Origin of the sequence: Inquilinus sp. 2KB_23 (assembly GCF_052115705.1) — a bacterium.
Classification (GTDB): domain Bacteria; phylum Pseudomonadota; class Alphaproteobacteria; order DSM-16000; family Inquilinaceae; genus Inquilinus; species Inquilinus ginsengisoli_A.
Genome location: NZ_JBFRHF010000006.1, coordinates 145,227 through 158,370, shown reverse-complemented (window position 1 = coordinate 158,370; position 13,144 = coordinate 145,227). Strand labels below are relative to the sequence as shown.

Genomic DNA, 13,144 nt, shown 5'->3' with positions numbered 1-13,144 from the left:
CCCCGACCCTCGGACGATCTCGTGAGCGAGCTGCTCCTCGGGATGCGCCTGGTCGGGGTGCAGTATCGCCGGATCGAGATCGCGCCGCCCTTCGGGATCGGCTTCGACATCGTCGAGGGTCGGGCGCAGTTCCACTTCATCGCCCGCGGCCCGGTGTTCCTGCGCACATCGGGCGGGGCGCTTCAGGCGCTCGGCACCGGCGACGCCGTGCTGCTGCCGCGCGGCGGGGCGCATGAGCTGCTATCCGCGCCGGACCTGCCCAGCCGCGACATCGCCAGCTTCGAGACCGCGCCGCTGTGCAAGACCGTCGGCGCCATCCGGGCCGTGCCGGACGAATCCGGCGGGGCGAAGGGCGTGCTGGTCTTCAGCGGCTGCATGGAATTCGACCTCGGCGGCATGCATCCGCTGGTGGCGCTGATGCCCGAGGTCATGATGGTCGGCACACTGCTCGACCGCTATCCCGAGATCCTGCCGATGCTGGAGGCCATGGCGCGCGAGGCGTGCACGGAGCGGGCGGGCTTCGCCGCGATCCTGGCGCGGCTGGCCGATGTCGTCTCGGCCTCCATCGTCCGTGGCTGGGTGGAGTGCGGCTGCGGCGGCGCTGCCGGTGGCGGCTGGATCGACGCGCTGCGCGACGCGCGGCTGGGCCGGGTCATCACCGCCCTGCACCGCGATCCCGGGCGGGACTGGACGGTGGCGGAGCTGGCGGCGGAGATGGGCAGTTCCCGCTCGGTCTTCGCCGAGCGCTTCCTGGCGGTCACCGGCCTGACCCCGCTGCGCTATCTGGCGGATCTGCGGATGCGCCTGGCGGCGCAGTGGATCGGGCGCGACCGCATGCCGATCGAGGCTGCGGCGCATCGTCTCGGCTACGGGTCTCAGGCCGCCTTCAGCCGGGCCTTCAAGCGGGTGATCGGGCAATCGCCCGGCGCCGTCCGCACCAAGGCTCCTGCCGGCGCGGGGCACGCCGCGTAGGCGGTCGCGCCGCGGGGGTGGGCGAATCGCCCGCCGACACCGTCGAGGCCTGCGCCCATCGGACAGGAGTGTTGCCAAATCGGCTTCTCTCATCCCGGTGACGACCTTTAGTCTGGAGCTATTGTCCTTCGAGCCTTGGCCGGCGCCTTGCGATCATGGGCGAGGCCGAGGTGCCGCCAGCCAGCATCGAGACCTCACCGATGAACAAGCCAGCCACGGCCGAAGACGTCGCCGCGTTGCAATTCGGCATCGGCCAGCCCGTCTCCCGCCTGGAAGACCCGACCCTGCTGCGGGGCGAGGGGCGCTACACCGACGATGTCAGCCTGCCGGGCCAGGCCTATGCCGCCTTCGTGCGCAGCCCCCATGCCCATGGCACGATCGGGGCCATCTCGACCGAGTCGGCCCGCACCATGCCGGGCGTGCTCGCGATCTACACCGCGGCCGATCTCGCCCCGATGGGTTACGGGCCGCTGAAATGCGTGATCGCGTTCCAGAACCGCGACGGGTCGCCGATGACGACCCCGCTGCGCCACGCGCTGGCCTCGGGCAAGGTGCGCTTCGTCGGCGACCCGGTCGCGGTGGTGATCGCCGAAACCGCCCATCAGGCGCGCGATGCGGCGGAGGCGGTGGAGCTCGACATCGATCCGCTGCCGGCGGTCACCAGCGTCGGCGATGCCATCCGGCCCGATGCGCCGCTTCTCTATGACGACGCGCCGGGCAATGTGGTGCTCGACTATCACTTCGGCGATGCGGAGAAGGTGGCGGAGGCCTTCGCCCGGGCGACGCATGTCACGCGGCTGGAGATCCTCAACAACCGCATCGTCGTCAACCCGATGGAGCCGCGCGCGGCGGTGGTGGGCTATGACGCCGCGACCGGCCGCTTCACCGTCCATGCGCCGAGCCAGGGCGTGTTCGGCAAGCGCAACAACCTGGCCGAGGCGATGGGCATTCCGGCCGACCGGGTCCATCTGATCACCGGCAATGTCGGCGGCTCCTTCGGCATGAAGGGCGCGGTGTTCCCGGAATATGTCTGTCTCATGCATGCGGCGCGGCTGCTCGACCGCCCGGTGAAGTGGACCGACCAGCGCTCCGACAGCTTCATGTCCGATCATCATGGGCGGGACATGGAGGTGGTCGCCGAACTGGCGCTCGACGCCGACGGGCAGTTCCTCGCCACCCGCTTCACGGGCTACGGCAATCTCGGCGCCTACCTGTCGCCGGTGGGGCCGATGATGACCACCCTCAACATCGCCAAGAACTCGATCGGCATGTACCGCACGCCGCTGGTCGAGGTGAACACGATCTGCGCCGTGACCAACACCGTGCCGATCGGCGCCTATCGCGGCGCCGGCCGGCCGGAGGGCAACTACTACATGGAGCGGCTGATCGACACGGCGGCCGCCGAACTCGGCCTCGACGGGGTCGAGCTGCGCCGGCGCAACATGGTGGCGCCGGGCCAGCTGCCGTGGCGGACGCCGGCGGGCACGGCCTATGACAGCGGCGACTTTCCGGGCCTGCTCGGCCGTGCCATCGAGGCGGCGGACTGGGCCGGCTTCGCGGCCCGCCGGGCGGAGAGCGCCGCCCGGGGCCGGCTGCGTGGCCGCGGCATCGGCTGCTATCTCGAGGTCACGGCGCCGCCGACCAACGAGATGGGCGGCATCCATTTCGAGTCGGACGGCACCGTCACCATCGTCACCGGCACGCTCGATTACGGCCAGGGCCACTGGTCGGCCTTCGCCCAGGTGCTGCATTCGAAGCTGCGGATCCCGTTCGACCGCATCCGCCTGGTCCAGGGCGACAGCGACCGCCTGATCGCCGGCGGCGGCACCGGCGGCTCGAAGTCGATCATGGCCAGCGGCGCCGCGATCCTGGAGGCGGGCGACCTGGTGATCGAGAAGGGGCGCCAGATCGCCGGCCACCTGCTGGAGGCCGGAGCCTTCGACGTCGAGTTCGAGGATGGCCGCTTCACCGTCGCCGGCACCGACCGCGGCATCGGCATCATGGAGCTCGCCGGCCGGCTCGCGGCGGGACTCAGCCTGCCGGCCGATATCCCTGACACACTCGACGTCGACCACATCTTCAAGCAGGCGCCGTCGGCCTATCCCAATGGCTGCCACATCGCCGAGGTCGAGATCGATCCGGACACCGGCATCACCGCGGTTGTCAGCTATGTCATGGTCAACGACTTCGGCACGCTGGTGAACCCGCTGCTGGTCGAAGGCCAGCTGCATGGCGGCGTGATGCAGGGCATCGGCCAGGCCCTGATGGAACGCACCGTCTATGATTCGGACGGCCAGCTGACCACCGGCTCCTTCGTCGACTACCAGCTGCCGCGGGCCGCGGACGCGCCGCCGGTCTTCACCTTCGAGAGCCGGCCGCAGCCGACCGCGACCAACCCCCTGGGGGCCAAGGGCTGCGGCGAGGCGGGCTGCGCCGGCTCGCTGCCGGCCGTGATGAACGCCGTGGTCGACGCCCTCTCCGGTCTCGGCATCCGGCATGTGAACATGCCCGCGACTCCGCTCGCGATCTGGAACCTCATCGCGGCGCAGCGGGTGTGACGGCCTGCTGCCGTTGCCTTCCGGAGGGGCGGTCTCGCCGCTTCTGAGGCCACGAGAGCAAGTTTTTTAGGCAGTCCTGTGAATGAATAAACTTTCATCATTTAGGGCTTGCCACTCTCGTCGGGAATGTGGTTATGTTGCGGTGCGGTATGCAGCGATGCTGTAGGCCGTAACGCACTTCTTGGGCGTTTCCTCCCTAAACTCGGGCCGCATCTTTGCGGCCCGTTTTCTTTTGGGGATGGCCTCCGTTCAGATCGGCACCCCACCCGATAAGACAGCAGTGCCTCGGCCCATCCGATGCGGGTGCGACAGCCGGTGCGCAGCTGATAGCCGCGGTGAAGGCGGGGTCGGCTCCCGATTTTTTCAAGGCCCGGCCTGCATTTACGCCGAATTCCTAATGTCCCTGGGTCGATGTGAATCGGCTTCAACCTGCAACATGGTCGCCCTGCGCCATTTTGACATACATTCAAGGACGTATGCATCTGTATGGTCGGCATGGGGACGAGCCGGTGAAATCAGACCGACCAACCACTCGTGGAGCCAGGAATGTACAGACGCTATGTCTTCGCCGCCGGAGCGGCCGCGCTGCTCGCTGGAACGCCAGCCATGGCGCAGCAGGCGCCCGGCATCTATGTCGGCGCCGGTGCCGGCGTCAATTTTCTGCAGGGGAACAACCTGAACAAGGACGACTATGACGTCGGGCCGGCGGGCGACCTCTATGTCGGCTACGCCTTCGGGAATGGCTTCCGCAGCGACCTGGAGGCCAGCATCCGTGAGAACAGCCATGACGGCAACAACCACCAGACCACCTACGGCCTGATGGCGAACGGCTACTACGACTTCGATTTCGGCTCGCCCTTCGTGCCCTATGTCGGCGCCGGCGTCGGCCTGGCGCTGATCGACGCCGACTTCAACCCGAGCGGCGGCGGGCGGTTCTTCGACTCGACCAAGGCGGCCTTCGCGTACCAGGGCATCGCCGGCGTGGCGTACAACTTCATGCCGAACATGGCGGCCACCCTGGAATACCGCTACTTCGGCACCCAGGGTAAGACCTTCCAGGACAATGGCGTCCGGATCAAGTCGGACAGCAACAACAACCACAGCATTCTGGTCGGCCTGCGCTACTCCTTCGGCGAGGGTGAGGCCCCGGTCGCGGAGGAGGTCGCGCCGATCGCCCAGGCCCGCAGCTATCTCGTCTTCTTCGATTTCGACAGCTCGAAGCTGACGCCGGAGGCCAAGCAGATCGTCAACTCGGCCGCCACCGACGCGCTGCAGGGCAAGGCCACGCAGATCAACGTCACCGGCCACACCGACCGGTCGGGGTCTGACAAGTACAACCAGGCGCTTTCGGTCCGCCGCGGCGAAGCGGTGCGCCGCGAACTGGTGACCGACGGGGTCGCCGACAATGCGATCGTCGTCCGCGGCGTCGGCGAGGCCGATCCGCTGGTGCCGACCGCCGACGGTGTGCGCGAACCGCAGAACCGCCGGGTCGAGATCGTCCTGAACTGAGGCCGGAGGGAAGGGGGCGCTGGCCCCCTTCCGTCAGATCAATGGGCGGCCGGGTCCGCCCTCAGCCGCCGGACGGTGTCCGCGGTGTTTTCCCAGGGCTGTCTGCCGGGGGCGAAGCGGCCGCGGATATAGGCGGCCAGGTCGGCGATCTGGCTGTCGTCCAGCACCGGGCCGAAGGCCGGCATCGCGCCGGCATGCGCCAGTGTCGGGCTGGCCGCCCCGTTCAGGATCACGCGGATCAAATTGTCCGGGTGGTCCGAATGCACATTGCTGTTGAAGGCCAGGGACGGGCGGATGCCGAACAGGTCCGGCCGCTCGCCGCCGTCATGGCACACCGCGCAGGCCCCGTCATAGAGCCGGCCGGCGCGGCTGATCTCGGTCGATGCCGACGCGGCCGAGGCCTCGATCGCCTGGACGGCCGCGGTGCGGTCGCTCTCCGCGACATCAGCGGGACCATGGGAGGCGAGATAGGTCGCCATGGCGCGGATGTCCTGGTCCGGCAGCGCCGCCAGCTCGGCCACGACAGGGGCCATCGGGCCGCCGGCGGGCCCATGCAGCGGCGAATAGCCGGTGCGCAGATAGTCGAACAGATCCTGTTCGCTCCATGGCACCGGCGCCTTCGACAGCCCGCCCAGCGCCGGCGCCTCCCAGCCTTCCGCCCACCCCCCCGCCAGGATCGCGTCCTGACCGGATTTTTCCGCGCCCAGCGCGTTGCGCGGCGCATGGCAGGCGGAGCAGTGGCCGAGTCCCTCGACCAGGTAGCGGCCCCGGTTCCAGTCGGCGGAGCGCTCAGGGTCCGGCTGCAGCTCGCCGCTGCGCAGGAACAGCGCGTTCCACCCGGCCACCAGCGGCCGCAGGTTGAGAGGGAAGGATAGCTTCGTGGCCGGCGGAGTCGACTGCACCGGCTCCTGCGCCATCAGATAGGCGTACAGCGCCTGCATGTCGGCGTCCGCCACCCGGGTGAAGTGGGTGTAGGGGAAGGCGGGGTAGAGATGGTGCCCGTCGCGGCTGATGCCCTGGCGCATGGCGCGCTCGAAGGCGGGGTAGGACCAGGCGCCGATGCCGGTCTCGACGTCGGGCGTGATGTTGGTCGTGACCACGGTGCCGAAGGGCGTCGCCATGGCATGGCCGCCGGCATTGATTACGCCGTCCGGCCCGGTGTGGCAGACGGCGCAGTCGCCGAGGGCGGCAAGCTGGCGGCCGCGTTCGATCGTCGCCGCCGAATAGACCGACGGGTCGGGGCGGGCGATCGGCGCGATGGCCGGCCGCCAGGGCAGGGCCGCCACCATGGCCCCGGCCAGGGCGGCGCCGGCGCCCAGCAGCCATGCCTTCCAGGATCGATGGCTGCGGCGCGGCGGCACGGGCTGCCCAAGCGCGGGCAGCGGGGCCGGCCTCTGCGGCGCGGGCGGCGCCAGCATGCCGTCCCGCGCCAGCGCGGCCTTCACCTTCTCCGGCGTGAATGGCGGCTCGCGGAAGCGGATGCCGCAGGCGTCGTAGATCGCGTTGGCGATCGCGGCCGCGCTGGGCACCGAGGCGGATTCGCCGGCGCCCAGCGGCGGCTGGTCCGGCCGCTCGATCATCAGCGTCTCGATCGGCGGCACGTCCGGGAACTTGATCAGGGGATAGCCGCCCCATTCCCGCACCGCCGGCATCCCGCGGTCGAAGCGCACCTCCTCGCGGGTGGCGCGGCTGATCGACTGGATGACGTTGCCGTGGATCTGGTGCTGCACCCCCGCGGGGTTGATCATCAGCCCGGCGTCGTGGCCGTTGGTGACCTTGGTAACCGCCACCTCGCCGGTCGCCCGGTTGACCTCGACATCGGCCACCCAGGCCGACCAGGCGGCGCCATAGCCGGGAAACTTGCTGTGGACGTACAGCGCATAGGCGAAGCCGCGGCCGCGCAGGATGTCGCCGTCGCCGCCCTCGGAGCCCCAGGCGGTGCGGGGCACCCACCCGGCCTCGGCGGCGGTGCGTTCGACCAGGTCGCGGGCCCGCGGGTCGTGCAGGTAGCGCAGCCGGTATTCGACCGGGTCGACCTTGGCCGCCGCCGCGGCCTCGTCGATCCAGCTTTCATGCGCGAAGCTGTTGGGCAGGGCCGAGACGCCGCGCAGCCATGACGCGCGCACGATCGGCGGCATGTCGTGGATGGTGACGCGGCGGTTGGCGTAGTCGTAGGGCGGGATCGAGGTGCGGTCCCCCATCTCGAACACCTGGGGCACCGGCGGGACCTTGCCGGTCAGCAGCAGCGCCAGGGTCGGGGCGCCGTTCGAGGGGTAGCGCGACTGGTAGTCATAGGCGATGGCGTCGCCCGCCGCGTCCAGCCCGCCATCGACCTCCATCAGCTGGGCGGTGCCCTTGGGCTCCCAGACATGCTCCTGCTCGCGGGTCAACTGGACCCGCACCGGGCGACCGACCGCGCGCGACAGCAGGGCGGCGTCCGCCGCCACGTCGTCGGCGCAGTTGCGGCCATAGCAGCCCGCCGCCTCCATGCGGACCAGGTCGACCGCGCCCTCCGGCAGGTCGAGCAGCCGGGCGATGTCGGCGCGCAGCGGATGGGGGTTCTGGGTGCCGGCCCAGACCCGGGCCCCGCCCAGCATCACATCGGCGACGGCGCAGGACGGGCCGATCGACCCGTGCAGCTGGTACGGCCAGACATAGCGGCGTGCCAGCCGAGTCGCCGCGCCCGCCAGCGCGGCCGCGACATCGCCCTTGTCCTCCAGCCGCCGCGCGGTGGAGGGGTTGGCGAGCAGGGCGCCGGCGAGGTCGTCGAGGTCCGGCAGCCGCGGCACCGGCTTCCATTCGACCCGCAGGGCGTCCATGGCGGCGATCGCCTGCTCCTCCCGCTCGGCGACGACGCCGACGAAATCGCCGATCGCCACCACGGCGACGAAGCCGGGGAGGTGGCGGACCGACGCCTCGTCCACCGCGATCAGGCTGGTGCCCACGAACGGGCCGTGGTCGACGCCGGCATAGGGCGGCCGGACCACGCGGCCATGCAGCATGCCGTCGACCCGGACGTCATGGACGAAGACCGTGCCGCCGGTGGCCTTGGCCGGGATGTCGACTCGCGGCTGGCGCTGACCGACGATGCGGTAGTCAGAGGCGGGCTTGACCGCCTGGCGGTCGTCCAGCACCAGCCGGATGCGCTCGCCCTCCAGCAATTCGCCGTAGCCGACGCGCCGGTTGCCGCCATCCACCCCGATCAGCCCGTCTTCGACCCTGAGGACGCCAGCCGCCACGCCCAGCCATGCGGCGGCGCGGTCCAGCAGCGCGGTGCGGGCCTGGGCCGCGGCCTGGCGCAGGGGCACGGCGGTGTTCTGGATGGTGTCGCTGGCGATGGTCGCACCCTGGTCCGGCGCGCGCGCGGTGTCGCCCAGCACCATCTCGACCGACGCGACGGCGATGTCGAGCTCTTCCGCCACGATCTGGCTCAGCGCGGTGCGGATGCCCTGGCCGAGATCGACATGCCCGGAATAGCCGATCACCTCGCCTTGCGCCGACAGGCAGATGAAGGGCTCGATGGCGGCCCCGTTCATCCGATAGACCAGCAGGGTCCCGGCCTCGTCGAACAATTCCTGGGCGGTCAGGCCCGCCAGGGGCGATGGCGTCATGGCGCGCGCGGCCCGCTGGTCAGGGCGACGGCGCGATGCACCGAAGCGAGGATCTCGACATGGGTGCCGCAGCGGCACAGGTTGAACCGCAGCGCCTCGCGGATATCCCGGTCGGACGGGTGCGGATTCACGGCCAGCAGCGCCACGGTGCGCAGGATCATGCCGTTCAGGCAGTAGCCGCACTGGGCGCCCTGTTCTTCGATGAAGGCGCGCTGCACGGGATGCGGGGCATCCACGGTGCCCAGCCCCTCCAGCGTCGTCACGGCATGCCCTGCCGTCGCGCCCACCGGCAGAACGCAGCTGCGCGCCGCCTTGCCGTCGACCAGCACCATGCAGGCGCCGCATTCGCCCAGGCCGCAGCCGTATTTGGGGCCGTTGAGCCCGAAATCGTTGCGCAGGACATGCAGCAGGGGCGTGGCGGGATCGGCGGGGGACCGCATCTCCGCGCCGTTCACCTTCACGACGATATCCGCCCTCGCGATCTTCACCGGGGTCCAGCCATGCTCACATACGGACGGCGAAGCGCGACAGCGCGATCAGGCCGCAGGCCAGTGTACATGTTTCCTCGGCAGGGCGACTCCAGCAGCAATCGATTATTGGCGCGCCTATTGTTGGTGTACAAATGATTTTTGCATCGGGAGCCGACACCCGGGCGGCGATCGGCTTTTCCGGGTGGCGGCGACTGCCTAGACGCCTCCGAGGGCGGGGCTTGGAGCCTTCATCGACCATGTCCAGGCGTCGCGGCGCGCGCGATGATCAGCGGCATGATTCCGCCGGCCTGCAGGACCGCGACTTCGAGCTGGGTCTCCACTGCGACGGCCGCCTCGAACGCATCGACCTGCCCGTGCGGACGCCGGATCCTGACCTGCGCGGTGCCGCGCGGGCGCAGCGCCTCGGGCGGCGCATCGACCTCGATCCAGTCCTGCGGCGTGATCGCCAGGTCGGCGGGGCGGCACCCCTCCGGCAGGCGCAGGGGCAGCACCCCCATGCCGACGAGGTTGGAGCGGTGGATCCGTTCGAAGCTGGAGGCCAGGACGGCGCGCACGCCCAGCAGCGCCACGCCCTTGGCGGCCCAGTCCCGCGACGACCCCGCGCCGTAGCGGTCGCCGGCCAGCAGCACCACCGGGATGGCCGCGTCGCGATAGCGCTGTGCCGCCCGCCACAGCGGCAGCACCTCGCCCGAGGGGGCATGGATCGTGGTGCCGGGGGCCAGCGCCGGGGCCAGCAGGTTGCGGACCGTCCGGTTGGTGTAGAGGCCGCGCCGCATCACCTCCCAATTGCCCCGCCGGGCGGCGAAGACGTTGAGGTCGCGCACATCCTCGCCGCGATCGGCCAGATAGGCGCCGGTGTCGCTCTCCGCCGGGATCTGCCCGGCCGGCGAGATGTGGTCGGTGGTGATGTCGTCGCCGAGCACCGTCAGCGCCCGCGCCCGGTAGCATCCCAGCCGGCGCGGCTGGTCCTGCGCCGCGAAGGGTGGGGGGCTGACATAGTTCGAGGCCTCGCTCCACGGGAACAGCACCGTCGCCGGGGCCTCCAGGGCGTTCCAGGCGGCGTTGTCATGCGCGGCGGCGAAGGCGGCGGCGAAGTCTTCGGGGTTGCCGGCGCCCCGCAGCGCCAGGTCGATCTCGGCCCCGCTTGGCCACAGCTCGCGCAGGAAGACCGGCCGTCCGTCCGGCGCCTGGCCCAACGGGTCTGAGAGGATGTCGCGGGCGACGTCGCCGGCCAGGGCATAGGCGACAACCAGCGGCGGCGAGGCCAGGAATCCGGCCTCGATCTGCGGATGCACCCGCCCGGGGAAGTTGCGGTTGCCCGACAGCACCGCCGCCGCGGCGAGGCCGCCCCGGATCGCCGCATCCATCACCGGCGCCAGCGGTCCGGAGTTGCCGATGCAGGTGGTGCAGCCATAGCCGACGATGCCGAAGCCGAGGGCCTCCAGGTCGGCCAGCAGGCCGCTGCGCTCGAGATAGCGGGCGGCGGCGGGCGATCCGGGCGCCAGCGAGGTCTTGACCCAGGGCGGCGGGCGCAGGCCGAACTGCCGCGCCTTGCGGGCCAGCAGGCCGGCGGCGACCAGCAGCCGGGGATCCGACGTGTTGGTGCAGCTGGTGATGGCGGCCAGGGCGACGGCGCCGTCCGGCGGGGTGGTGCTGTCCGGGGCGGGGCGCAGCGGGCGGCCATGCACCTGCTCCAGGGCACGCGGCGCCTCGGCGGGCGACAGCCGGTCCTGCGGCCGCCGCGGCCCGGCAAGGCTGGTCGCGATGCCGTCGAGGTCGATCTCGACCACATCGGTGTACAGCGGCGTCGCCTGCGGGTCGAACCACAGGCCCTGGCGCCGGGCGACCGCCTCCACCCGGTCCAGCAGGGACGGGGGGCGCCCGGTCTCGGCGAGATAGCGCAGGGTCCGCCCGTCGATCGGGAAATAGCCGGTCGACCCGCCGAACTCCGGCGCCATGTTGGCCACCACCGCCCGGTCGCCGGCCGACAGCGACGAGACACCGGGGCCGAAGAACTCCACGAACTCGCCGGACAGCCCGTGCTGGCGCAGGCGCTCGGTGACGGCGAGGGCGAGGTCGGTCGACAGCACCTCGTCCCGCAGCACTCCGGTCAGCCGCACGCCGACGATGTCGGGGATGCGCAGCATGACCGGCATCCCGAACATGACGCTTTCGGCCTCGATCCCGCCGACGCCCCAGCCCAGCACGCCGATGCCGTTGACCATCGGCGTGTGGCTGTCGGTGCCAATCAGCGTGTCCGGTACCGCCCAGGGGCCGTCCGCCCTGTCGGCCAGGGCGACGACGCTCGACAGCTGCTCCAGGTTCATGGTGTGCATGATGCCGGTGCCGGGCGGGTGGACGGTGACGCCGCGCAGGGCCTGGGTGGCCCATTTCATCAGCCGGTAGCGCTCGGCGTTGCGCTCGATCTCGCGGCCCATGTTGAAGGCCAGCGCGTCGGCCGTCCCGTAGCGGTCGACCGCCACCGAATGGTCCACCGAGACGTCGACCGGCAGGACAGGGTTCAGCGCAGCCGGGTCGCCGCCCGATTCCGCCAGCGCGTCCCGCATCGCCGCGATGTCGACCAGCGCCGGCACGCAGGTGGTGTCGTGCATCAGCAGCCGCGTCGGATGGAAGGCGATCTCCGCGTCGCTACGGCGCGTCCCGAGCCAGTCGCGGAAGGGGGCGCAGGCGTCGGGGCCGGGAGCGCAGGCATGGCGGACGACATTCTCGATGATGATCCGCATCGACCAGGGGAACCGCGTGAGGTCCGCGCCCAGCAGCGCCGCCAGGTCGATGAAGCGGACGGGCTGACCGCCCAGGTCGAGAGTGCTAGACGTCATCCAGGAACAGCCCGTCGCGAAAAGTCGATGCCTTATTGCATAGTGTTGATATATAATGCAATGACGGTCGCGTTGCCCATCCTCGGACAAGGCGCGGGCGGAGTGCAGTGAGGAAACCGATGCCGCAGTCGCCGCTGACACCGCAGATCGCCGCCCGCATCCTCGACTACGCGCGCGACCAGCCGCTGCGGGCCAACGACCACCTGCCGGCGCAGAAGCTGGCCGACCTGTTCCGCGTGTCGCGGTCGCCGATCAACGATGCGCTGAAGCTGCTGGAGGCGAAGGGCATCGTCCGCCGCGAGGCCAATCGCGGCTTCTTCCTGGCGCAGGACCCGGCGGCGCTGGCGGCCGACATCTCCGGCGAGGGAAGCCCGGAGGCCGGTGAGGAGGTCTATTTCCAGATCGCCGATGATCGCCTGTCGGGCCTGCTGCCGGACCGCATCAGCGAGAACGAGGTCATGCGCCGCTACGACCTCTCGCGCAGCGAGGCGATGCGGATCCTGACCCGGATGACGCGGGAGGGCTGGATCGAGCGTCTGCCCGGGAAAGGCTGGGGTTTCCTGCCGGTCCTGACCTCCGGCGAGGCCTATCGCATGGCCTATCTGTTCCGCATCGCGATCGAACCGGCCGCCATCCTGCAGCCGGGCTTCACGGTCGACGAGGAGGCGTTCCGGCGCGCCCGGGCGCAGCAGCAGAGCCTGCTGGACGGCGACTATCGCACCCTCTCGCGCACCAAGCTGTTCGAGATCAACTCCCAGTTCCACGAGATGATCGTCGCCGGCTCCGGGAACCTGTATTTCGTCGAATCCATCCGGCGGGTGAACGCCAGCCGCCGCCTGGCGGAGTACCGCAAGACGGTCGACCGCAGCCGCCTGGTCGGCCAGTCGCTGGAACATCTCCGCATCCTCGACCTGCTGGAGGCGGGCGAATTCGCCAAGGCGGCCGAGTTCATGCGCTTCCATCTGGAATACGCCCTCCAACTGAAGTCCGATGGGACCCTGGGCTAGGCTTCCGACCGGTCCGTCAGGGTCCGGCGCGACGACAACGGTGGTTTGCCCGAAGAAACAAATTGACTTACGTAAAATCAATATGCAATCGATCGGACAGCAAGGGCACCCCAAGGCTTGAGGGTCGCCCATAGGGACATTCCCGGCGGGACGCCA

The 13,144-nt window shown here is 70.4% G+C and carries 7 protein-coding genes; 4 read left to right on the top strand and 3 right to left on the bottom strand.

Features of this window, described 5'->3' with window-relative positions:
* Window positions 1-21: 21 nt before the first annotated feature.
* The 3 genes from AB4112_RS09940 to AB4112_RS09930 all read left to right on the top strand — a co-directional run bounded on the left by AB4112_RS09940 (window position 22) and on the right by AB4112_RS09930 (window position 5,039).
* Window positions 22-972 (top strand): AraC family transcriptional regulator, encoded by a 951-nt coding sequence (locus tag AB4112_RS09940; RefSeq protein ID WP_441719084.1) that lies wholly within the window; start codon window positions 22-24, stop codon window positions 970-972.
* 200 nt (window positions 973-1,172) lie between these two features.
* Window positions 1,173-3,530 (top strand): xanthine dehydrogenase family protein molybdopterin-binding subunit, encoded by a 2,358-nt coding sequence (locus tag AB4112_RS09935; protein WP_441719081.1) that lies wholly within the window; start codon window positions 1,173-1,175, stop codon window positions 3,528-3,530.
* A gap of 546 nt (window positions 3,531-4,076) precedes the next feature.
* On the top strand, window positions 4,077-5,039 hold the full coding sequence (locus tag AB4112_RS09930) for an OmpA family protein (protein ID WP_309800019.1): 963 nt from the start codon (window positions 4,077-4,079) through the stop codon (window positions 5,037-5,039).
* Between the two features lie 38 nt (window positions 5,040-5,077).
* Here AB4112_RS09930 and AB4112_RS09925 read toward each other — a convergent pair whose 3' ends face one another.
* From AB4112_RS09925 to acnA, 3 genes are all read right to left on the bottom strand, one after another.
* Complete coding sequence (locus AB4112_RS09925) at window positions 5,078-8,650, bottom strand: molybdopterin cofactor-binding domain-containing protein (RefSeq protein ID WP_441719078.1); 3,573 nt, start codon at window positions 8,648-8,650, stop codon at window positions 5,078-5,080.
* Window positions 8,647-9,111 (bottom strand): (2Fe-2S)-binding protein, encoded by a 465-nt coding sequence (locus AB4112_RS09920; RefSeq protein WP_441719075.1) that lies wholly within the window; start codon window positions 9,109-9,111, stop codon window positions 8,647-8,649. Before AB4112_RS09920 ends, AB4112_RS09925 begins: the two co-directional genes overlap by 4 nt.
* Window positions 9,112-9,368: 257 nt before the next feature.
* Window positions 9,369-11,981 (bottom strand): aconitate hydratase AcnA, encoded by a 2,613-nt coding sequence (gene acnA, locus AB4112_RS09915; RefSeq protein WP_441719073.1) that lies wholly within the window; start codon window positions 11,979-11,981, stop codon window positions 9,369-9,371.
* A gap of 119 nt (window positions 11,982-12,100) precedes the next feature.
* Here acnA and AB4112_RS09910 point away from each other — a divergent pair, with 119 nt between their 5' ends.
* Window positions 12,101-12,988, top strand: a complete 888-nt coding sequence (locus tag AB4112_RS09910; protein ID WP_309800026.1) for a GntR family transcriptional regulator — start codon at window positions 12,101-12,103, stop codon at window positions 12,986-12,988.
* The last annotated feature ends 156 nt before the right edge of the window (window positions 12,989-13,144 follow it).